The organism is Ruegeria faecimaris (assembly GCF_900182615.1).
GTDB lineage: Bacteria > Pseudomonadota > Alphaproteobacteria > Rhodobacterales > Rhodobacteraceae > Ruegeria > Ruegeria faecimaris.
This window is the reverse complement of sequence record NZ_FXTE01000004.1, coordinates 173,193-195,825: the sequence shown is the minus strand read 5'-3', so window position 1 is coordinate 195,825 and position 22,633 is coordinate 173,193. Positions and strand designations below refer to the sequence as shown.

Sequence of the window (22,633 nt, the reverse complement as noted above, 5' to 3'; positions counted from 1 at the left end):
CCAAAGCCCCGCCGGGGGCAATCACGCATTGGGGTTTTACGACCACGGGCCTGTCGGTTTTTTGATTGACCCGCCAGTTAGCTGTGTCAAATGTGGCGGCAATGTAAAGTCACCGAGGCGCCCATGCAGACCATTCAAGAACCCGCCCGTCAGATCCCCGTTGTCCATTCCACGGACGTTCTGGTTGTTGGCTCCGGGCCTGCAGGTCTGGCCGCAGCGCTGGCGGCCGCACGGGCCGGAGCCGAAGTGTCTCTGGTCGACCGCTTCGGCTGCATGGGCGGCAATATCACTGCTGTCGGCGTTGAAGGCTTTGCCTGGTATCGCCACGAGCAAACGGTCGAGGCTGGCGGCATCGGCATGGAGTTCGAAACCCGCGCCAAAGAAATGGGTGCGGCGGTGCCAGAAAGCCAGTCGCTGAGTTATGAGCTGGACAGCGAAGGGTTCAAATTGGTCGCCGACAAACTGATTGAAGAGGCCGGTGTGCATCCGATGCTGCATCGGCAATTCGTGGCTCCGATCATGGACGTCGACCGGATCACCGGCATCATCACCGAATCCAAAGCCGGGCGCGAGGCGATACTGGCGAAGGTTGTCATTGACGCTACCGGGGACGCAGATGTCGCCCATCGCGCCGGTGCGCCCACGCACAAGACCGCACGAGAAGACATGATGGCGGCCTCGGTCATGTTCCATCTGGCGGGCGTCGACAAGCGCGCCTTTATCGAAGGCGTAAAGGCCGACCCCCAGACCTATAAGGACTGGGGCGGTGGTGGCGAATGGAACATTGAGACCAGCGGTAAAGAGGACGACATGTACTCGCCCTTTGTGCACAAACCGTTCCAGCAGGCGATTGATCAGGGGCTGATCCCAGCACATCTGAACACCATCGCGGGCACTTGGGGCGCGATGCATGACACCGGTGAGCTGACCTATATGAACCTTATTCATCTGGCCGAGATCGATGGCACCGATCCCGACAGCATGACCCGCGGTGAGATCGAAGGGCGACGTCAGTCAATGCTCGCCATCGAGGCGCTGCGCCGGTTCATGCCCGGGTGTGAGAACGCCCGGCTGCGGAATTTCGGGATGACCATCGGCATTCGCGACACCCGCAAGATCGACGCGGTGTACAACATGACCGAGGATGATGCCCGCCATCAGGGCCGGTTCGAAGACACAATCGGCATCTACCCCGAATTCATCGACGGCTATGGCATTTTGATCCTGCCCACGACTGGTCGGTACATGCATATCCCCTATCGGTCGATGTTGCCCAAAGGGATCAGAGGCTTGCTGGTCGCGGGCCGGTCACATGGGGCGGACCGGGTTGCCCATGCGGCAACGCGCAACATGGCTTGCTGTGCGGTCATGGGTCAGGGCGCGGGGATTGCTGCGGCGCTTTCACTCAAAAGCAACCAAGACCTCGATAAATTGAACCTTGCCCCGGTGCATAAAGAACTGGCACGGCAAGGCGTGAGGATACGCTGATGGACCACATTCCAACAATCGACATTGCTCCGCTGGGTGATGCCAGCCACACCGATTTCAACGCAACCGTTCAGGCAGTCATGGATGCCTGCACCCGGATTGGGTTCCTGTCGATTACCGGCACCGGCGTTTCGCGGGACACCGTCAACAACATGCGCACTTGCGTCCGGGCGATATTCGACATCGACGATGATGCGAAATGGGATCAGGCGATCACACGCGAGAATTATCGCGGTTTTATCCCGATGGGGTTTTTCACCCCGAATGACGGGTCGGGCAAAGCGGATAAATACGAAGGCTACAAGCTGCATTATCAGGTGGACCTGGATGCGCCCATCCGCCGAGATTGTGCCCTCTATGGCCCCAATATCTGGCCCCGTCATGTCCCACGGGCACAGGCAGTGATTCTGGATTACTGGTCAAAGCTGGACGGTGTCGCGCATATGCTGCTGGGCGCCCTGGAGATGGGATTGAAGCTACCTGCGAACCAGCTGCGAGACGCGTTTCATGAGCCTATGACCAATATGTCCCTGCTGCACTATCCCCCTCAGGCCCCGGACGATACCGGCTATGGCATCCACCCGCATAAGGACACAGATGCGCTGACCATCATCGCCCCTGACCCGGTCGGCGGGCTTGAAGTTCAGACCCGCGATGGCGGCTGGATCACACCCGACTGCCCGCCGGATGGGTTTGTCGTCAACATCGGCGACATGCTAGAGCTTTGGTCGGGTGGCCGGTTGAAATCCACCCCTCACAGAGTGGTCAACCGATCGGGTCAAGAACGCTATTCCTTCCCGTATTTCGCGGTGCCGCGGCATGATGTGGTTGTCGAACCGCTTTTGACGCCTCTGCCCGGCTTTGACCGTCCATCCGTTCATTGCGGCCATTGGTCTGCCGAAATCTGGCGCACCAACTGGCCCGACGAAACAGCCCATGACGCCACCCCTGAACTGGGCACGTTAAGCGACTAGCCCCGCGCGATTCTGGCGGGTCATGAAGCGCTTGCATCGTAGGGCCGCATACGCCAAGAACATTTGCACGTGCCGAAACAAGGGGACCACCATGGCTTTGCCGGTAAGAGATCAACTCAGGTACTGGGGCATCGCCGCAGTGGTTATTGTACTGCTGTTGTGGGCACTTGGCGATGTATTGCTGCCCTTTGTAATCGGTGGCGCGATTGCCTATTTCCTTGATCCTGTTGCGGATAGGCTTGAAAAGCTGGGCCTATCCCGCATGGCCGCTACGGGGGTAATCACGGTTGTCGGCGTTTTGGGTTTCGTACTGCTTATCCTGATGGTCGTTCCGGCGCTGATCACCCAGTTGATCGACCTGGTCGAGGTTATGCCCAGCCTTCTCAAGCAGCTAAGAGGGTTTATCGAACAGCAATTCCCGTCGCTTTTGGACCGCGAATCCAACACGCACCAGTTTCTGGTGTCCTTGGGTGAGACGCTTCAGTCCAAAACTGGTGATGTCCTGCAATCTGTCGCTGCGTCGCTTGGATCAGCCATCAACGTGGTGGTTTTGCTGGTGATTGTCCCAGTAGTCACCGTCTACATGCTTTTGGACTGGGACCGCATGATTGCTCGTATCGCAGAGCTTTTGCCCCGCGACCACGCCCCCACCATCAAGCGACTGGCTGGTGAGATTGACAGCGTTCTGGCCTCTTTTGTACGTGGAATGGGCACAGTCTGCCTGATCCTGGGCACCTATTACGCCGTCGCGCTGATGGCCGTCGGACTGCAGTTCGGGCTGGTCGTTGGATTTATCGCCGGCTTAGTCACGTTTATCCCTTATCTGGGCGCCCTGATCGGGGGCTCACTGGCCATTGGTTTGGCACTGTTCCAGTTCTGGGGAGACTGGACGCAAATTGGGCTGGTCGCAGCGGTCTTTGCATTGGGTCAGGTGGCCGAGGGCAATTTTCTGACGCCAAAGCTCGTCGGCAGCTCGGTCGGGTTGCACCCGGTCTGGCTGTTGCTGGCATTGTCGGTCTTTGGCGCCCTGTTCGGATTTGTCGGGATGCTGATCGCGGTGCCGGTCGCTGCAGCACTTGGCGTTCTGGCGCGCTTTGCCACGTCGATCTATTTGGATAGCCGTCTGTATACTGGCCTTGTGGGTTTGGACCAGGAAGACGATTGAATGGCCCTACAGCTGAGCTTTGATCTACCGGCCAAGACTGCGCTGGGGCGCGAGGATTTTTTCGTCTCGCCCGCAAATGCACTGGCCGTGGCCATGATCTCGGCCACCTCATGGCCGGGGAATAAACTGGTGCTCAGCGGACCTGCTGGCGCGGGCAAGACACATCTGGCCCATGTGTGGGCGGCCGAGACCGGTGGTCGCATTGTGCAAGCCTCGCAGATTAAGCACGACGAGGTTCCTGACCTCGCCCAAACACCGATCGCGGTGGAAGATGTCCCCATGATTGCTGGCGATATGGACCAGCAGAAAACCCTATTCCATTTGCACAATCTTGTGTTGGCAGAAGGCCACGCCCTGCTGATGACCGGGCGCCTGGCGCCAAATTTCTGGCAGTTGCCCTTGCCTGACCTGCAAAGCAGGATCGAAGGCGCACATCACGTTGCGCTGGACCCGCCCGATGACGCGCTGCTAGGCGCCGTGCTGGCCAAACTGTTCGTAGACCGACAGCTGAACCCCGGACCCGAGGTCATCGCTTACCTCGTCAAACATATGGATCGCCGTTTCGAAACCGCCGCCAGCACTGTGGCGCTGCTGGATCAACTGGCGCTGTCCGAGAAACGAGACATCACGCGGGCTCTGGCCGTACGAGTACTGAGTGCGGAACTGGAAGATGCCGAAACCAGCGATTGACCCGTCCCCGGTGATTTCGCATCTTAAGCCTGGAATATCTGGACGAGATATGGATCAAGCCGTAGATACTAACATTCCCGACTGGGGACCTTTCGGAAAGCCGTTGTTTGACAACCCCGAGGCCCGCGCCCTGTCGCGCGTCGGCGTTGTTGATGTAGGGTCGAACTCGGTCAGGATGGTGATCTTTGATGGTGCTGCGCGATCGCCTGCCTATTTCTACAATGAAAAAGTCATGTGCGAGCTTGGCGCGGGCCTGTCCGAGACCGGCCGCCTGAACCCGCTTGGCAGGATACGTGCCCTGGCTGCGTTGAAGCGTTTTTCCCGGCTGTCAGACGATCTGGGTCTGCCGGGGCTGCACGTCGTGGCCACCGCCGCCGTGCGAGAGGCCAAGGATGGCCCGGATTTCTGCGCCGAAGTTCACGCGCTAACCGGGTTGACGGTCTCGGTCATCGACGGCGGGGAAGAGGCACGCCTGTCCGCTCAGGGCGTTTTACTGGGCTGGCCCGGTGCATATGGTCTGATCTGTGATATCGGCGGGTCCTCGATGGAGCTGGCCGAGATCGGTGGCGGCGACGTTGGTCGTCGCCTTTCGTCGGCCCTGGGTCCGCTGAAGCTGCGGGATATCAAGGGCGGTCGTCGCGCGCGTAAGGCGCAAATCAAGGAGACGATGGAAAACCTGCGCGACCAGATGGGCCCTCAGCGCGATCGTCTGTTTCTGGTGGGCGGAAGCTGGCGGGCCTTTGCAAGGCTCGACATGCTGCGCCGGGGATATCCCCTGAACGTGCTGCATGAATATCGGATGACGACAAAGCAGGTGCATCAGACCATCAAATTCATCGAAAAGGGTGACCCGGAAAAACTGCGCAGTCTGGCAGGCGTCTCGGGTTCTCGGATGGCGCTGATCCCTTATGCGATGGATGTGCTTGCGCGACTGGTGCGAACGTTCAAACCCAAGGACATTGCCGTTTCCAGCTATGGCATCCGCGAAGGCCTGCTTTACGAACAGATGCCACAAATCCTGCGCGATCGTGACCCTCTGATCGAAGCCAGCTATTTTTCCGAAGCCAAAGATGCCCGCCTGCCCGGGTTTGGCAAACATCTGTTCAAATTCGTCATGCCTCTGTTCAAATCCGCGCCGCCCGCGCGGGTCAGGCTGATCAAGGCTGCGTGTCTTTTGCACGATGTCAGTTGGCGCGCCCATCCGGATTACCGGGCTGAAACCTGCTTTGATTACGTAACTCGCGCCAACTTGGGCGGTTTAAAGCATTCCGAACGGGTCTATATCGGGCTGGCCCTGCAGCACAGGTATCGCAACAAGCGTGAGGGCAACCGGTTTACCCCTCTCTATGACTTGTTGGGCGAAAAAGATCAGGAACAGGCCGAGATTCTGGGCAAAGCCATGCGCTTTGGTGCAATGCTGTGGATGCAGAACGAAGCCACGATGGGCACGCTTCGGCTATACCCTAAAAAACGTCAGCTAGAGCTGATTTTGCCCGAAGCCGCAGCCCCTCTCTTTAGCGAAGTGGCCGAAGCACGACTGAACTCATTGGCAAGCACGCTGAAATCCGAACCCCGCTTGATCATCAAAGGCTGACCCTCAGATATCAATCTCGCCTTCGGGCTCATTTTCGGGTTTTTCCGGCTCAACCTCGGGCTCGGGCGGCTTTTTGCGGATAATGATATCCCCGTTCGGCAGGATTTCCGGAGCCTCATAAACACTCCAGTCCTGCACTTCGGCGGCCAGTTCCGCCAGGGCCGGTCCCATTTCCTCAAAAAACGACTGCATCGCGGGGCCGAATTGATCTGCCAGCCCCAACAAATCCTCAAGCGCGGGTTCCATTTCCTGACGCAGCCCTTCAAAGAACAACTCAGCCCCTTGTTCCATCAAGGATTTGCCTGTGTCGTCCTCTGCCTGTGCCGAAACGCCCATGGCCGCTGTGACTACGCATATTGAAATGAACTTTTTCATGCTTCAGATATAAGTCGCCCACGCCGGTGATGAAAGGTCACAGATCAATATCCAGCGTGACAGGGAAATGATCCGAGGCTGTCAGCAGCGCCTCGTGCAGGTCCCGCGAGGCATAGCATGCAGGGTCCTGGAAAGGATGCCATATGCGCCATTTCGGGCGCTTAACACGCAGCCCTTCGCTGATCATGACATAGTCCAACAGCGCCTCAAGATGATCAGCCCTGTCACGGCGCACAAAGCGCGCGGACGAGGGTAAGATTTCGGGTTCAGCCTCGTTTGCCATCACCGCATGCGGATCGAACAGACCGGTCTGCAACAGGATTTCGACAGATGAGCGTCCGAACAGGTTTTCAAACTCATCCAAGCCCGGCCCGTCGTTGAGATCGCCCAAAAGGATGACATGCTCGTCAGCCGCAATATGTGCCTGTACTCGCCGCCCTAACCAGACAGCCTGTGCAAGCTGTTTGCGTCGATTGGCGATGGATATCCGGATCGCCTCATCGCGGCTTTCTGCCCCATGCGGGGCTTTGGATTTCAGATGCGCTCCGATCAGTCGAAACGTCGCCCCGCCTGACGTCTGCGCTGACAACTCCATTGGCGGCTTGGAAAAGCGCACATGATCCTCGGTTGCATCAATATCCAGGTCGATCTTGAACACGCCATCAAAACGAGGGGCAGCCCCTTTTCCCTCCTTGTTTCCTTTGGGATCATGGCGCAATGACAGGATCTGAGGATCGAAAAGAAACGCAAGTTCCTGATGGGTATCGTTCGGAAACCCCATGATCGCGTTTCCTATGCGGAGATCGAACGCTTCGGCAAACCCTTGCAGCGCACGCACGGTGTTCTGCGTCTTACCAGTATTCGGAGCTTCAACAATCAGTACGGCATCCGCGTCGATTGCCGTCAGCACTTTTGCGATGGCCTCGATCTGTTCAGCTTTGGTGACATTGTATCTGCCGGACCAGCTGTCATCTACGATCAAACGGTCTTGCCGGTCGAAGAGATTGGCGAACCATTCAATATTGTAGGTTGCCAATCGCATCGGTTCAGGCCTGCGCGCCTTTGATTTCATCCCAGGCGCGATTGATGTCGATCATCTTTTTTTCGGCCAGACGAATGGCCTCTTCCGGAACGCCTCGTGACATCATGGCGTCGGGATGAGTGTCGCGTACAAGTTGCCGCCAGACCTTACGAATGTCGGGCAGAGGCATATTCCGCGGCACACCCAGCACCGTATAAGGATCCTTTGGTGCATCCGGTACAAACCGTGCGCGTAAGGCCAGAAACTGAGCATCGGTCTGACCGAATATCCGGCTGACATCTTCCAGAAACTTATTTTCGTTGGGATGATAAAACCCGTCGGCCATTGCGATATGAAACAGCCCCTCCATCAGGTCGCACAAGGTGGTGCTGTCTTCTGCGAACATATAGGCAATTTTGCTGGCATATTCCTGATACCCGGCGACATCGGTGCGCGCCATGTCAAAGACTCGAGCTGCACCGGCCTCATCTTCGCGTGCGATCTGAAATACATCCCGAAAGGCAGTAACCTCGTCTCGCGTGACCTGCCCGTCGGCCTTGGCCATCTTGGCCCCCAGGGCGATGACCGCAATCGCAAAGGCGACCGAGCGTTCCGGCGGCGTGCGCAGTTTCTCGAACACGGCCGTCAGGCTTTCGCCCTGTGCAAGCGCGCTTAGCGCATCGGATATACGGGTCCAAATCGACATGAGCGCACCCTAACCCGCTCCGTCGCGACTGTCAGGTGCGACAGATCACTGCGGGGCAAGAATTTTCTGCATCAGCACAAGATCCAACCACTGACCGCATTTAAACCCCACCTCGGGCATCAGGCCCACTTGTGTAAATCCGGCAGCCGTATGGAAAGCGATGGCCGCAGGGTTGGCCGAGGAAATGCCCGCAATCAAAACATGAACATTGTCCATCTGTGCGCGGGCTTCCAAGGCCTGCAACAATGCGCGGCCTATCCCCTGGCCCCGCGCCTGCGGTGCCAACAGGATCGAATGTTCACGCGTATGGGCATAGCCCGGCCCTGACCGAAACGCACCATAGGTTGCGAAGCCCAGAACAACGCCGTCACGCTTGGCCACCAGAAACGCCGCCCCTCTGGATTTGATATCCAATGCAACGGCGTCATCGCTGCGCAATTCGGTGGTGAAGGTCACCAGCGTGTCGCGGATGATCGCATTCCAGATCGCCGCAACGGCGGGCGCGTCGTCTGAACTGGCTTGCCGGATATTCATTCCAGCACCCGCACCCCGTGCGGCGTGTCAATTTCCGCGCGCAACGCCGCCGGACCGCTGTCGAACTCAACTTGCCCCAACGGCCCAACCACTTTGGCGAGATCCAGCGCATCAGGGTGATAGACGACTAGGCGGCGCAGCTGGCAGCCACTGTCGTTCAGCATGTTTGCCGGGTGAAGGTCACCCTGCCACTGGATGAGCGCTGGGAAAAGATTATCAAACGGCAGGCGCCCATTGGGAGGCACCGCCATGCGCCAACGCAGCGCGCCACGGTTTAGGTCGATCGGTTGACCGACTCCGTCAGGAAAGACCGTCAGCGAGGCCTCGATATCCGGAACCTGGCAAATCCAGTTGGTCAGGCGGGGAGCGCCCTGAAACCGATCTAGATCGAACCAGCGGGTTCTTTGCGGATTGGGTGCATCGGGGTCAATCGCGATGGCTTCCAGATACAAACCGTCCCGCAGGCCCAACAACCGGTTATGAGTTCCGAATTTCTCGTGCTTGCCGCCGTCCTGCAAGGATACGCCCAGCGCCTGTTCGACATGAGCCGAAGCCTGTTCAAGCGTTTCGCCAGCAACCGCCAAGTGATCAAGTAACACGGATGAGCCCCCCAGATGACATACGGCCAGACCGCAAGGGTCTGGCCGTATGTTTTCCTCAAAGGCGCTGGATCACAAGATTTTTCGACGAAAAAACTTGGCGCCGGTTCAATCTTTGGAATCGCCGATCAAACGCAGGATATCTTGTGCCGCCTCGGGAATATTCGTACCCGGACCAAAGATCGCCTTAACCCCGTGATCATAGAGGAACTTATAATCCTGTTGTGGGATGACACCTCCGCAGATGACGATGATATCCTCAGCCCCGGCCTTTTTCAGTTCTTCGACCAGCTGCGGGGCCAGCGTCTTGTGCCCGGCTGCCTGAGACGAAATGCCGACGACATGGACGTCATTGTCCACCGCGTCTTGTGCTGCCTCGGCCGGCGTTTGGAACAGCGGGCCAACGTCCACGTCAAAGCCGATATCGGCAAAGGCTGTGGCGATCACCTTGGCTCCCCGGTCATGCCCGTCCTGCCCCATCTTGACGACCAGCAGGCGCGGGCGACGGCCTTCGGCCTCAGCAAAATCCTCAATGGACTTCTGGATGGCGGCAAAGCCTTCGTCGCCCTCATAGGCGGCCCCATAAACACCGGCCAGCGTTTTGACCTCGGCGCGGTGGCGACCAAATTCCTTTTCCATTGCCATGCTGATCTCTCCTACGGATGCGCGGGCACGGGCGGCTTCGACAGCAGCGGCCAGCAGGTTGCCGCCATCGCGGGCGGTGGTCGTCAGGGTGTCCAGCGCCTTTTGGCAGGCAGCCTCATCGCGCGTGGTACGGATGCGTTCCAGACGTGCCACCTGCGCCTCGCGGACAGCCACGTTGTCGACATCCAGAATGTCTATCGGGTCTTCCCGTTCCTTGCGGTACTTGTTGACGCCGACGATTACCTCGTCACCCCGGTCGATCATCGCCTGCCGTCGGGCGGCGCTTTCTTCTATCCGAAGCTTTGGCATGCCGGATGCAACGGCCTTGGTCATGCCGCCCATTTCCTCGACCTCTTCCATAAGAGCCCAGGCTTTTTCGACCAACTCATTAGTCAGGCTTTCGACGTAGTAAGACCCGGCCAGCGGATCGACCACATCGGTCACCCCGGTTTCCTCTTGCAGCACCAACTGAGTGTTCCGTGCAATGCGAGCAGAGAAATCGGTGGGCAGCGCAATCGCCTCGTCCAAGGCGTTAGTATGCAGCGATTGGGTGCCGCCCAGAACCGCGCTCATCGCCTCATAGGCGGTGCGGATCACGTTGTTATAGGGGTCTTGTTCTTGCAGCGACACGCCTGAGGTCTGGCAATGGGTCCGCAGCATCTTAGAGCGCTCGGATTTCGCGCCGAAATCGGTCATCACCCGATGCCAAAGGGTACGGGCCGCACGCAGCTTGGCAATTTCCATGAAGAAATTCATGCCAATGGCAAAAAAGAACGACAAGCGACCAGCGAATTTGTCGACATCCATTCCGGCCTGCGTCGCTGCACGAACGTATTCGCGCCCGTCAGCAAGCGTATAGGCCAGCTCCTGCACCAGGTTCGCGCCGGCCTCTTGCATGTGATAGCCCGAGATTGAGATCGAGTTGAATTTGGGCATATCATTCGACGTATATTCGATGATGTCCGAGATGATCTTCATCGAAGGCTCAGGCGGGTAGATATAGGTGTTACGCACCATGAATTCTTTCAGAATGTCATTCTGAATAGTGCCGGACAGGACGGATTTGTCGTGGCCCTGTTCCTCACCCGCTACAATGAAACTTGCCAGGATAGGAACCACGGCACCGTTCATGGTCATCGAGACCGAGACCTTGTCCAACGGGATGCCGTCGAACAGAATCTTCATGTCCTCTACGCTGTCGATGGCCACACCGGCCTTGCCCACATCGCCGACAACGCGTGGGTGGTCGCTGTCATATCCGCGGTGCGTGGCCAGATCGAAAGCCACCGAGACCCCCTGCTGACCCGCCGCCAGATTGCGACGGTAGAAGGCATTCGATTCTTCGGCGGTGGAAAACCCCGCATATTGGCGGATCGTCCAGGGACGACCGGCATACATTGTCGCCTTTACCCCGCGCGTGAACGGCCCAAACCCGGGCATGGAGCCCATATGCGGCAGATCAGCCGTATCTTCTTGCGTATAGAGTGGCTTGACGGCGATGCCTTCGAGCGTCTCTCTAGTCAGGTCGTCCAACGGGCGACCGCGCAGCTCTTTCTCGGCCAGCGCCTGCCAGTCTTTCCTATTGGTCATTGCGATATCCTTTTCTCAATTCGGGTCGCGCAAGGGCGTGGCCTGCGCGTTATCATCCGTGGTTGCGCCCATTCGAATTGGGTGGGACGCAATATTTTATGGGCTGCGTGCATTTCACTGGTCGCATTCGTGCGCGCAGGGACTATATTCAATCCAACAGGAGGCCCAATGATACGAACGCTAGCCTTTGTTTTTTCGGCGCTATTTCCACTGGCGGCGCTTGCAGCTGACGGGGTAGCCCCGGCTGACGATGAATTTGTCCGCCCTGTGGGGGATAGCGAGCTCAGCGAATATCTGTGGATCAAGCGGCCCATTGTTGTCTTCGCCGATACACCTGCTGACCCGCGATTCCAGCAGCAGGTCGACATGCTTTTGGAAGGGGAGGACGTCATGCGCGACCGCGATGTGGTCGTTCTGATCGACACTGACCCTGACGCCCGCTCGCCCATCCGGTCAAAACTGCGCCCGCGCGGGTTCCAGATGGTGTTTGTCGACAAGGACGGCGTGGTCAAACTGCGCAAACCTTCCCCTTGGAGCGTGCGTGAAATCGGTCGCTCCATCGACAAGACCCCCCTGCGCCAACGCGAAATCCGTGAACGGCGCGAGGGCGGCTGAACGCGTTTCCCATACCCGACGGCCCCGGCGGCGACCGCCGGTTCCCTTGCAGGATATGTCAAACGCACGGTCATGATCATTCAAACTCGATGATCACATCATCCACGGCGAGGCTGTCGCCGGGGCCTGCGTTGATCTTGGCAACGGTGCCTTTTTTCTCGGCGCGCAGAATGTTTTCCATCTTCATCGCCTCGATGGTGCACAGCGCCTGACCTTCCTGCACTTCTTGGCCCACTTCGACATCGACCTTTACGATCAGGCCAGGCATCGGGCAGAGCAGCAGTTTCGACGTATCCGGCGGCAGTTTCTCGGGCATCAGCTTGGCCAGTTCCGCCTGTCGCGGACGGCGCACATGCACCTTCATATCCGCGCCCCGGTTGCGGATCCGGAACCCGCCCGAGATTTTGTCGGCCTTCAGAACCAGCGGGCTACCGTCTATGTCCAGCACCGCCAGCTGATCGCCCGGCGTCCACTCCGAGGCCACGCGCAATGTCGCGCCGTCTTCGAATTTGACCGTCGCGCCCTCTTTATCGGCATTCACCTGAACTGCGTATTCCTGGCCCTGCAGGGTCACGACCCAGCGTTTGCCGACCTTGCGTTCATGGTTGTCCATCCGGCCAGATACACGGGTGCGGCGAATCTCAGCCACCCGGTGCATGGCGGCGCAGGAAGCTGCGATCTGGCGCAGGTCAGCCTCGGGCAGCTCTACGCCCTGGAACCCATCGGGGTACTGTTCTTCGATGAACGCGGTAGTCATCGCGCCCTTGATGAAGATCGGGTGATCCATCACTGCCGACAGGAACGGCAGATTGTGCCCGATGCCTTCGACCTCGAAACTGTCCAGCGCCACCCGCATCGCCTCAATCGCTTGATCACGGGTCGGGGCCCAGGTGCACAATTTGGCGATCATCGGATCGTAATACATACTGATCTCGCCGCCTTCATAGACGCCGGTATCGTTGCGAACGGCGGCCTCTCCGCTGGGGGCCTCACCCTGCCATTTGTCATTAACCAACAGCGGACCAGCGGCAGTTTCCTGAGGCGGGCGGTAGCGCGTCAAACGACCAATGGACGGCAAGAAGCCACGATAAGGATCTTCGGCATACAAACGGTTTTCAATCGCCCAGCCGGTCAGTGTGACATCGTCCTGCGAGATCGACAGCTTCTCACCGGCCGCGACGCGGATCATCTGTTCGACCAGATCGACACCGGTGATCAGTTCGGTCACCGGGTGTTCCACCTGCAGGCGTGTGTTCATTTCTAGAAAGTAGAAGTTCTTGTCACCATCAACGATAAACTCGACCGTGCCAGCGCTGGCATAATCCACAGCCTTGGCCAGGGCCACCGCCTGCTCGCCCATCGCCTTGCGGGTCGCCTCATCCAGGAAAGGCGATGGTGCCTCTTCCACAACCTTCTGGTTCCGACGCTGGATCGAGCATTCGCGTTCGCCCAGATAAACCCCGTTGCCGTGGCTGTCGCACAGAACCTGAATCTCGATGTGGCGGGGCTGGGTCACGAATTTCTCGATGAAAATCCGGTCATCGCCAAAGGAATTCGCGGCCTCGTTCTTGGACGACTGGAACCCTTCGCGCGCCTCGTCGTCATTCCACGCGATCCGCATGCCTTTACCACCGCCGCCAGCACTGGCCTTGATCATGACCGGATATCCGATCTCATTCGAAATCTTGACGGCCTCGTCGGCGTCTTCGATCAGGCCCATATAGCCCGGAACCGTAGAGACGCCGGCCTCTTGCGCGATCTTTTTAGAGGTGATCTTGTCACCCATGCTTTCAATCGCACCGACCGGAGGGCCGATAAAGGCCACGCCTTCGGCATCCAGAGCTTGGGCGAATCTCGAGTTTTCCGACAGAAAACCATACCCCGGGTGAACCGCCTGCGCGCCGCTCTGACGGATCGCATCCATGACCTTGTCGATCACGATATAGGACTGGTTCGCAGGTGGCGGGCCGATATGCACGGCCTCATCTGCCATCGACACATGCAGGGCGTTCTTGTCCGCGTCCGAATAGATGGCGACCGTGCCGATACCCATCTTGCGGGCGGTTTTGATAACCCGGCAGGCGATCTCGCCCCGGTTGGCGATCAGGATCTTGTTGAACATGGAACGTCCTCTGTCTTGAAGTTCTGGAAACGCAAAACGCCGCCGCGGGGCAATGGCCCCACGACGGCGTGTCGCGCGATGACGGTCGGGGCGACGGGGCCCCGAAGATTTCGTTATCTACAGTTGTTCTGGGTCTTGCAGTAAAGCACGTTGCCTGCCGCGCCGACCACGGCACCCAACAGCGGGTCGGCACTGACGACTGCAGCGCCAACGGCGCCGGCTCCGCCGCCAAGCAACGCCTGCTCGCCGGTCGAGTCTCCGCACGCCGCGAGCCCTGCACAAGTCGCCATTGCAAGAATGACTTTCGAGATTCGCATGATGTCTGCCTTTTTTGGTTTTTTAACAATTTCAGAGCCAGATGCGGGAAATCGCCACTGTTATTCAATAACGAGCGTACCGAGATGCCCATTTGCGCAGTTTTATGCCATCCAATGACTGAAGTTTGCACAAAGAAAAACGCGGGCAGGACATTGTGAAAACCACAAGCCTGCCCGCGGAAGGAAGGGGTACGGAATAGTAGGTGCGCGTGCGACGCAGGCAAAGTAGAGCCGCACGACCCGCTCACCATGCACGGCCCGGTTGCACCTGCAAACCGGGATTGGCCAGTGGTGAAATTTCCGGCCAGAATCTGCCCATTCAGCGAAATATCGCGCAGAAACGCGCCGATTCCGCTCGCGTGAACTTTGGTTGGGCAGGGCGAAATTCGCACCCCGACAGTCACGCAAACCTTTGTTTTATCAACACTACCTGAGATCACATGACCTGAAGAATTCGATCCTAAGTCGCCGCGGCCAACCCCCGCCGACTGGCCTTTTTCCTGCCCAAGCCTTGATGGTTCTCCCGCCACCAAGCCACGGGTGATACACGCCATAGAATCAGTAGTTTGCGCCCTTTCCCTCAGGTATTTTGCGCGATTGTCACGCGCCCGATCTGCACAGCGCACATATCCTTCTTGGCCCAACCGGGGCAAAGAAACCCTGTTGGAATTTCCAAGGCGTTTATGTGCGACGACGTCGATCACCTTCAGCTATCCCCGCCGAAAATGTCCGGAAACGAGGCTCTGGCCACGCTCGGATCAATGACCAGCAAGGCATCATAGCTGGCGGGGTCAAACGGATCCTCCGCCGGAATGACCTCACGCCCGAAAAACCAGCTCAGGCGACCGGCATCCAGATTGCCACGTTCGAATGGCTGGTCGCCGAAATGCTCCCACAGGGCCTCGATAAAGGCTGCATCCGCGCGACGATCAGCAGGTTTACGATCCCGGAACCGTTCACGCGTTGTCAGTGGGGTAACACCCTTTGGGTTGGCCCGTCTGATTGTGAATTGATAATCCGTCCCGGTCAGACGGCCGGGAAATCCGCGATGTTTCAACATTTCAGCGCCTCTTCGCTAAGGTCCTTTGAGGCGAAGGGGAATGCACAGAAATTGTGGTAATTGACAACCATTCTCAAATCCCTCCGTCCCAGACACATTGGGAATCCTGCAGAAGATACGCTTCGAAGAACTGCGTGGCATCCGGCGCGGTATGGCCAAAATCTATCGGCTTGTTCGACAGGGAAATCACCACTCGCGCCGGTTCCAGCTTGTGGTGCTCGACATAGGCCACGGCCAGCGTCTGACACAGGTGCTCCATGTCGATCGTGGCGACATCATATCCAATGCGTCCCATATCCGAGCCTATCTTTGGCGCGATGAAGCGAAAGCGCAGCCATAACTCGCCCGGATTGTTGTCCAGCAGGACATCGTTCAGACGTACAGGCTGCCCAGAGGGCACCGGCACCAATGCTTCAGCGAATGTAGGCGAACCAAGACAGAGAATTGCCAGACATAAGGCGCGATCCCAGACCCACCAAAGGCGAGCTCCTCTCTCCGGGATCGCGCGCGCATGCCTACTGGCCCGCGCTTTTCTATGTCCAATAAGGCATTTCATTTAGCAGCTTTGCTCTCAAAGTCAAATTCGCCGTTTGGGGGTCTTTCACCAACGTGCCCAGAGGCAGGCAAACCAGAGCGCCTGCCCCGCGACCGTCAGCTTACAGCGGAATGTTATCGTGCTTTTTCCAGGGGTTTTTCAGTTGCTTGTTACGCAAGCTGGCAAAAGCTCGCGATACGCGGCGGCGGGTCGAATGCGGCATGATCACCTCATCAATGAATCCACGTTCCGCAGCCACAAACGGGTTGGCAAACCGGTCCTCATAGTCCTGAGCGTGCTGTGCGATTTTCTCGGCATCGCCCAGATCCGCACGGTGGATGATTTCGGTCGCGCCCTTGGCCCCCATCACCGCGATCTCGGCGGTTGGCCAAGCATAGTTGAAATCGCCACGCAGATGTTTGGATGCCATCACGTCATAGGCACCGCCATAGGCCTTTCGGGTGATCACTGTGACCTTCGGAACGGTCGCCTCGCCATAGGCAAACAGCAGTTTTGCGCCATGTTTGATCACGCCGCCATATTCCTGCGAGGTTCCCGGCAAAAAGCCCGGCACGTCGACCAGTGTCAAAATCGGAATTTCAAAGCAATCACAGAACCGGACGAAACGCGCGGCCTTGCGGCTGCTGTCGATATCCAGACAGCCGGCCAGTACCATCGGTTGGTTGGCTACAACACCTACGGTCTGACCTTCCAGACGGATAAAGCCCGTGATGATGTTCTTGGCGTAATCTTCTTGAATTTCGTAAAAATCACCCTCGTCCGCCACTTTGGCAATGAGTTCTTTCATGTCATAAGGTGTGTTCGGGTTGTCCGGGATCAACGTATCCAGCGAAGCCTCAATCCGGCCCGGTTCGTCAAAGAAGGGACGAACGGGCGGTTTTTCCTTGTTGTTCAACGGTAGGAAATCGACAAGACGGCGCACTTCGGCCAGTGCTTCGACATCGTTTTCGAATGCACCGTCGGCAACCGAGGATTTCTTGGTATGGGTCGATGCACCACCCAGCTCTTCGGCGGTTACAACCTCATTGGTGACTGTCTTGACGACATCGGGGCCTGTCACAAACATGTACGAGGTGTCTTTGACCATAAAGATAAAGTCGGTCATCGCCGGACTGTAGACGGCGCCACCGGCGCAGGGCCCCATGATCACACTGATCTGCGGAACCACGCCCGAGGCCATGATGTTACGCTGGAACACCTCGGCATAACCCGCAAGCGAGGCCACACCTTCCTGGATTCGCGCACCACCCGAATCGTTGATGCCGATCACCGGGGCACCATTCTGGATTGCCATGTCCATGATCTTGCAGATTTTCTGCGCGTGGGTTTCCGACAGAGACCCGCCGAAAACGGTGAAGTCCTGGCTGAAGACATAGACCATACGACCATTGATTGTGCCCCATCCGGTGACGACACCATCGCCCGCAGGCTTTTGATTTTCCATCCCGAAATCCGTGCAGCGATGGCTGACAAACATGTCGAATTCTTCGAAACTGCCTTCATCCACCAACAGCTCTATGCGTTCGCGTGCGGTCAGCTTGCCCCGCGCATGCTGCGCATCAATACGTTTTTGCCCACCCCCCAGCCGTGCATCGTTGCGGCGGCCTTCAAGCTCGGAAAGGATGTCTTTCATAACGATGATCCCCTTTGAAATTTGGCGCGACACTATACTTAGTTTCGTTCAGACCAAAGCCTCATTCGGCAAATTTGCAAATCTTTGAAAATACGGTTCCGGGTAATTGTAAACATGCAAAGTTTCGCACTGAGACACGGTCACGGATGGCAATCCCAAAAACCGTCACTATACATGTGAACCATGCAGTTTACTTCTTCGCCAGCGCGTCGTTCGCCCCCAACCATTGCCACACTTGTGATGCTATCCGGGCTGTCAGCGCTGAGCTTGAATCTTTTCCTTCCCAGCCTGCCCAATATGGCCGCGTATTTTGACGCAGACTACAAAGTCATGCAGCTGTCGATCGCTCTGTATCTGATGATCAGCGCAGTAATCCAAATTCTGATCGGCCCCATCGCAGATAAGGTTGGCCGCAGGCCGGTTATTCTCTGGGGATTGGTTCTGTTTCTGATTGCGACACTGGGTTGCATCTACTCCCCGAACGCCGAAGTATTTCTGGCCTTCAGGATGTTTCAAGCGGTCGTAGCTGTTGGAATGGTCCTTAGCCGCGCAGCGGTGCGAGACCTTTACGAAGCGGATCAAGCCGCTTCGATGATCGGCTATGTCACCATGGGAATGGCCATTGTTCCAATGATCGGCCCTGCCATCGGCGGCTTTCTGGAAGAGAGCTTTGGCTGGAAGGCAAATTTCTGGCTTCCTTTCGGGCTGGGTCTACTGGCGCTAATGCTGACCTATTCCGACTTCGGAGAAACATCCCGCAAAAGCGGGCTAACTTTGCTGCAGCAATTTCGTGAATACCCGGAATTGCTCAGATCCCCTCGGTTCTGGGGCTATTCCATGGCCTCAGCCCTGTCGTCGGGCGCTTTCTTCGCTTATCTGGGCGGCGCGCCTTTCGTCGGGACTGAACTGTTCGGCCTAACAGCGTCAGAACTTGGCATTTACTTCGGCGCCCCCGCGGTGGGTTATTTCTTCGGCAACTTCTTCAGCGGCAGGTTCTCTGTCCGCTTTGGTGTGAACCGGATGGTTCTTTGGGGGTGCTGGATGAACGCAACCGGCGTTGCACTGTCGACTATCGTGTTCCTTACGGGCTTCGGCTCGGTTCTCAGCTTCTTTGGGTTCATGACCATTGTTGGTGTGGGCAATGGTATGACCATTCCAAACGCAACTTCAGGCGCACTGTCCGTCCGCCCGCACCTGGCCGCGACAGCATCTGGGCTGAGCGGGGCCATCATGCTGGGCGGCGGAGCTGGCCTGAGCGCGCTCACGGGCGCAATATTAACCCATGAAACAGGCGCGATGCCGCTGCTGTGGCTGATGTTGGCCTCTGCAACATTTGCCATCGTTGCTATTGCCATCGTGATCCGGCGCGAACGGTATTTGGGCCTGTAACACGCCTTGCGCAGGACGGTTTGCAAAGCTAGCGTTCAAGATTAGAAAAGTTGCAAAGGCACGCCATGGCGACCCAAAAGCTCTATGCTGGTGCAAAACTGCGTGAAATGCGCACGCGCCTGACGCTGACACAAAAGGAATTCGCAGCCAAACTGGGGGTTTCGCTTCCCTATCTGAACCAGATGGAGAATAACAACCGCCCGATCTCGACCACGGTTGTTCTGGCTCTGGCGCAGGAATTCGGCATGGACGTGACCGAACTTAGCACTGGCGACAGCGAACGTCTGGTCTCAGACCTGCGCGAGGCGCTGGCGGACCCCGTGTTTGATGACGCCATGCCACCGCTCGCTGATCTGCGCCTAACAGCTTCAAACGCCCCCGCAATGGCCCGAGCGTTTATCGCCCTGCACCGCACGTATCGCCAGACGCATGAAAGGCTGGCCTCGCTGGACGAAGCCCTGGGACGTGAAGACGCACAGATTCAGGCCAGCCCCTGGGAAGAAGTGCGAGACTTTTTCCATTATTGCGACAACTACATAGACGCGGTTGACCGGGCCGCAGAACGATTTTCTGGCCGCGCTCAGGACAAAGGCGGAATTCGCGCCGCCGCAATCGAAAGCTTGGGTGAAAATGGTATTCGCGTTCAGTTCCCGGATATCGAAGAAACCCGGAAATACGATGCGGATAGCAAAACATTGCTGCTGTCATCACGGATTGCACCGCAAACACAAGTGTTTCAACTGCTCTTGCAGGTATCCCTAATCAATCAGGACAAGCTGCTTGAAGCGACACTGGATTTCGCCAAATTTCACAGTGATGAGGCGCGCGCGATTGCGAAGATCGGCTTGGCGAATTATTTCGCTGGCGCCTCTCTGATGCCCTATGGCGAATTTCTCAGTGCAGCCCAGCTTTACCGCCATGATTTGGAATTGCTCAGCAATCGTTTTGGAGCATCCATCGAACAGGTGGCCCACAGGCTTTCGACGCTGCAGCGCCCCGGTGCAAAGGGGATACCATTCTTCTTTGTTCGGGTGGATCAGGCCGGAACGATCACAAAACGCCACTCCGCCACGCGCCTGCAATTTGCGCGCTTTGGCGGTGCCTGCCCGTTGTGGAATGTGCATCGCGCCTTTGAAACTCCGGGTCACTTCCTGCGGCAGCTTGCCGAAACCCCGGACGGGGTCCGCTATATCTCGCTGGCGCGGGATGTTTCGAAATCGGGCGGTTCGTACGGAGCGCCTGTACGGCGCTATGCGATTGCGCTGGGATGCGAGGTCCGCCACGCCGAAGCGTTGGTTTATGCCGACAATCTGGATATCTCAAACGCCAGTGCCTACGAGCCCATAGGTATCTCGTGCCGGATCTGCGAACGCCAGAACTGCCACCAACGGTCAGTTCCTCCGCTGGAACGTCGCCTGTCCATCGACACTCATACCCGCGGAACCTTACCCTATGAAGTCACCTGAGCTTTACCCGGCCTAAAACCACGGCCAGCCGAAACGGGGGCAATGCCCCCGCCCAACCCTTAAGCGTTCGACAAAATCGCCCAGATCTCATCCTTCAATGCGGCGCGTTTCTTGCGCAGCTCGCCTTCGGCAAGGTCCTCCATCGGCTCGACGTTAGTTTCCGCGCGGTGCACGATACGATTGACCTCATGATACTCTTCGGCCAGACGAGAAAAATGCGCATCGGACTGTTTAAGCTGACTGATCAATTCGACCTTGTCGGGAAACTCTTCGGCCAATTCGTGCGGGGTGTGGGACATTCCTGTTCGCTCCTTAGAAAATGCGTTGCGATTCAGGTCTATATTGGTCCCACTCCCCCCGCTTTGACGCGGATCAAATCAGCGCTGCGCCGAGGCCCATTGCGGATGAATCCAAGGTTGATCATTGGCTTTGGGCAACGGATCTTTGCCCAGCAGATGATCCGAGACTTTCTCGCCCACCATGATCGACGGCGCATTAAGGTTGCCGTTGGTGATTTGCGGAAAGATCGAACTGTCCGCCACACGCAGCCGATCCACGCCGATCACCCGGCCTTCGGAGTCGACAACCGCGTTCTGGTCATCCGCCCGTCCCATCCTGCAGGTGCCGCAGGGATGATAGGCACTTTCGGCATGCTCAGCGATAAAGGCGTTCAACTCTTCATCTGTTTGTACCGCAGCACCGGGCTGAATCTCTTTCCCGGCAAAGGGTCTGAACGCCTCTTGCCCGAAAATCTCTCGCGTCAGGCGGATACAGGTGCGGAACTCCTCCCAATCTTTTTCCTGGCTCATGTAATTGAACCGGATGACAGGTGCGTCCTCGGGTCGATCCGAGCGCAATGTCACAGCACCCCGTGATTCCGATCGCATCGGACCCACATGTGCTTGGAACCCGTGCCCCTCGGCCGCAGCCTGCCCGTCATAGCGCACCGCCATCGGCAGGAAGTGGTACTGGATGTCGGGGTATTCGACACCCGGCCTTGATCGGATAAAGGCCGCGCTTTCGAACTGGTTCGAGGCACCAAGGCCGGTCTTGGTGAACAGCCATTGCGCCCCGATCAGGCCTTTGCTGACCAGGTTCCAGTGTTTGTAGAGTGTGATCGGCTGAAGCGAGGCCTGCTGGATATACAGCTCCAAATGGTCCTGTAGATTTGCGCCAACTCCCGGACGGTCTGCAACAACTCCGATCCCCTGCTCAGCCAAATGCGCAGCCGGGCCGATTCCAGACAGCATCAAAAGTTTCGGCGAATTGATGGACGAGGCTGCGATGACCACTTCGCGGCGGGCGCGGATGACCTCTGTCTTGCCGCCACGGATCAGTTCAACACCAACAGCACTTCCGTTTTCCAGAACAATCCGGGTCGCCAGACCGCGCACGATATCACAGTTCTCGCGCTTGAGCGCAGGCCGCAGATAGGCATTTGCCGCCGACCAGCGCCGCCCTTTCCAGACGGTCTGCTCCATCGGGCCGAAGCCTTCTTGCTTTTCACCGTTATAGTCGCCCGTGACTTCATACCCGGCTTGCTGGCCCGCATCGACAAAGGCCTGGAACAGCGGGTTCGCACGCGGGCCCCGCGACACATGCAGCGGCCCGTCAGTGCCCCGCCACGCGGAATCACCACCATGACCGCCGTCATGCCAGGTCTCCATCCGTTTGTAATACGGCAGCACATCCGCATAAGACCAGCCATCCGCGCCCATCTCGGCCCAGGTATCGAAGTCCCGGGCGTGGCCGCGCACATAAACCATTCCGTTGATCGAAGAGGATCCGCCGATCACCTTCCCTCGCGGGCAGGCCAGGCGGCGGTTGTTCAGATGCGGCTCAGGCTCGGATTGATAGCCCCAGTCATAGCGCGACATGTTCATCGGATAGCTTAGCGCGGCGGGCATCTGGATAAACGGGCCCATGTCGGTACCGCCATGCTCGATCACCAGAACCGAGGCACCGGCCTCACTCAAACGATATGCCATCGCGCAGCCTGCGGAACCTGCGCCGACGATGACGAAATCTGCTTCCATTTTCGGGTCTCCATTCTCAACCGGAGCCAAGATTTTTCATCGAAAAATCTCTGCCTGA

At 57.8% G+C, this 22,633-nt stretch carries 21 protein-coding genes; 8 read left to right on the top strand and 13 right to left on the bottom strand.

The annotated features are described in order from the left end of the window. Positions 1-123: 123 nt before the first annotated feature. The 5 genes from FN806_RS10505 (at position 124) to FN806_RS10485 (ending at position 5,911) form a co-directional block, all read left to right on the top strand. The gene (locus tag FN806_RS10505) at positions 124-1,488 is read left to right on the top strand and encodes an FAD-dependent oxidoreductase (protein WP_142636826.1); all 1,365 of its coding nucleotides are present in this window, start codon (positions 124-126) and stop codon (positions 1,486-1,488) included. Next, positions 1,488-2,462 (top strand): isopenicillin N synthase family dioxygenase, encoded by a 975-nt coding sequence (locus FN806_RS10500; protein WP_142636824.1) that lies wholly within the window; start codon positions 1,488-1,490, stop codon positions 2,460-2,462. The genes FN806_RS10505 and FN806_RS10500 overlap by 1 nt, the downstream gene beginning before the upstream one ends. A 91-nt stretch (positions 2,463-2,553) precedes the next feature. Continuing rightward, positions 2,554-3,627: an AI-2E family transporter gene (locus FN806_RS10495; protein ID WP_142636822.1), complete on the top strand. Its 1,074-nt coding sequence runs from the start codon at positions 2,554-2,556 to the stop codon at positions 3,625-3,627. After that, positions 3,628-4,317 (top strand): P-loop NTPase family protein, encoded by a 690-nt coding sequence (locus FN806_RS10490; protein WP_142636820.1) that lies wholly within the window; start codon positions 3,628-3,630, stop codon positions 4,315-4,317. It begins immediately after the preceding gene. Positions 4,318-4,366: 49 nt separating this feature from the next. After that, positions 4,367-5,911, top strand: coding sequence for a Ppx/GppA family phosphatase (locus FN806_RS10485; RefSeq protein ID WP_142636818.1), 1,545 nt, complete (start codon positions 4,367-4,369; stop codon positions 5,909-5,911). Positions 5,912-5,914: 3 nt separating this feature from the next. Here the strand turns inward: FN806_RS10485 and FN806_RS10480 are convergent, their stop codons facing one another. The 6 genes from FN806_RS10480 to scpA all read right to left on the bottom strand — a co-directional run bounded on the left by FN806_RS10480 (position 5,915) and on the right by scpA (position 11,381). After that, entirely contained in the window at positions 5,915-6,286 is a 372-nt protein-coding gene (locus FN806_RS10480; RefSeq protein WP_142636817.1) for a hypothetical protein, read from the bottom strand. A 37-nt stretch (positions 6,287-6,323) separates the two neighbouring features. Beyond that, positions 6,324-7,328 carry an endonuclease/exonuclease/phosphatase family protein gene (locus FN806_RS10475; protein ID WP_142636815.1) on the bottom strand — a complete coding sequence of 335 codons (1,005 nt, stop codon included), beginning with the start codon at positions 7,326-7,328 and terminating at the stop codon, positions 6,324-6,326. A 4-nt stretch (positions 7,329-7,332) separates the two neighbouring features. Next, a complete protein-coding gene (locus FN806_RS10470; RefSeq protein ID WP_142636813.1) occupies positions 7,333-8,013 on the bottom strand; it encodes a molecular chaperone DjiA in 681 nt (226 codons plus the stop codon). A 45-nt stretch (positions 8,014-8,058) separates the two neighbouring features. Then, entirely contained in the window at positions 8,059-8,547 is a 489-nt protein-coding gene (locus FN806_RS10465) for a GNAT family N-acetyltransferase (protein WP_142636811.1), read from the bottom strand. Further along, on the bottom strand, positions 8,544-9,146 hold the full coding sequence (locus tag FN806_RS10460; protein WP_142636809.1) for a VOC family protein: 603 nt from the start codon (positions 9,144-9,146) through the stop codon (positions 8,544-8,546). The genes FN806_RS10465 and FN806_RS10460 overlap by 4 nt, the downstream gene beginning before the upstream one ends. 108 nt (positions 9,147-9,254) lie before the next feature. After that, positions 9,255-11,381, bottom strand: a complete 2,127-nt coding sequence (gene scpA / locus FN806_RS10455; RefSeq protein ID WP_142636807.1) for a methylmalonyl-CoA mutase — start codon at positions 11,379-11,381, stop codon at positions 9,255-9,257. Between the two features lie 168 nt (positions 11,382-11,549). Between scpA and FN806_RS10450 the strand changes: the two genes are divergently transcribed. Next, positions 11,550-11,996 (top strand): DUF4174 domain-containing protein, encoded by a 447-nt coding sequence (locus tag FN806_RS10450; protein ID WP_142636805.1) that lies wholly within the window; start codon positions 11,550-11,552, stop codon positions 11,994-11,996. A 76-nt stretch (positions 11,997-12,072) separates the two neighbouring features. On the opposite strand, the gene FN806_RS10445 is transcribed toward FN806_RS10450, so the two are convergent. The 5 genes from FN806_RS10445 to FN806_RS10425 form a co-directional block, all read right to left on the bottom strand. Beyond that, positions 12,073-14,118: an acetyl-CoA carboxylase biotin carboxylase subunit gene (locus tag FN806_RS10445; protein WP_142636803.1), complete on the bottom strand. Its 2,046-nt coding sequence runs from the start codon at positions 14,116-14,118 to the stop codon at positions 12,073-12,075. 113 nt (positions 14,119-14,231) lie between these two features. Beyond that, positions 14,232-14,435, bottom strand: a complete 204-nt coding sequence (locus FN806_RS10440) for a hypothetical protein (RefSeq protein ID WP_142636801.1) — start codon at positions 14,433-14,435, stop codon at positions 14,232-14,234. 706 nt (positions 14,436-15,141) lie between these two features. After that, positions 15,142-15,495 carry a hypothetical protein gene (locus tag FN806_RS10435; protein WP_142636799.1) on the bottom strand — a complete coding sequence of 118 codons (354 nt, stop codon included), beginning with the start codon at positions 15,493-15,495 and terminating at the stop codon, positions 15,142-15,144. Positions 15,496-15,568: 73 nt separating this feature from the next. Then, complete coding sequence (locus FN806_RS10430) at positions 15,569-15,895, bottom strand: DUF6497 family protein (protein WP_185956683.1); 327 nt, start codon at positions 15,893-15,895, stop codon at positions 15,569-15,571. Between the two features lie 256 nt (positions 15,896-16,151). Then, positions 16,152-17,684: an acyl-CoA carboxylase subunit beta gene (locus tag FN806_RS10425; protein WP_142636795.1), complete on the bottom strand. Its 1,533-nt coding sequence runs from the start codon at positions 17,682-17,684 to the stop codon at positions 16,152-16,154. A gap of 183 nt (positions 17,685-17,867) precedes the next feature. Here FN806_RS10425 and FN806_RS10420 point away from each other — a divergent pair, with 183 nt between their 5' ends. Both FN806_RS10420 and FN806_RS10415 read left to right on the top strand, forming a co-directional pair. Next, on the top strand, positions 17,868-19,073 hold the full coding sequence (locus FN806_RS10420; RefSeq protein WP_142636794.1) for a multidrug effflux MFS transporter: 1,206 nt from the start codon (positions 17,868-17,870) through the stop codon (positions 19,071-19,073). Between the two features lie 65 nt (positions 19,074-19,138). After that, a complete protein-coding gene (locus FN806_RS10415) occupies positions 19,139-20,539 on the top strand; it encodes a helix-turn-helix domain-containing protein (protein ID WP_142636792.1) in 1,401 nt (466 codons plus the stop codon). 59 nt (positions 20,540-20,598) lie between these two features. Here FN806_RS10415 and FN806_RS10410 read toward each other — a convergent pair whose 3' ends face one another. Further along, positions 20,599-20,838: an HP1242/YdcH family protein gene (locus FN806_RS10410; protein WP_142636790.1), complete on the bottom strand. Its 240-nt coding sequence runs from the start codon at positions 20,836-20,838 to the stop codon at positions 20,599-20,601. A gap of 78 nt (positions 20,839-20,916) precedes the next feature. Beyond that, on the bottom strand, positions 20,917-22,575 hold the full coding sequence (gene betA / locus FN806_RS10405) for a choline dehydrogenase (RefSeq protein WP_142636788.1): 1,659 nt from the start codon (positions 22,573-22,575) through the stop codon (positions 20,917-20,919). Between the last annotated feature and the right edge of the window lie 58 nt (positions 22,576-22,633).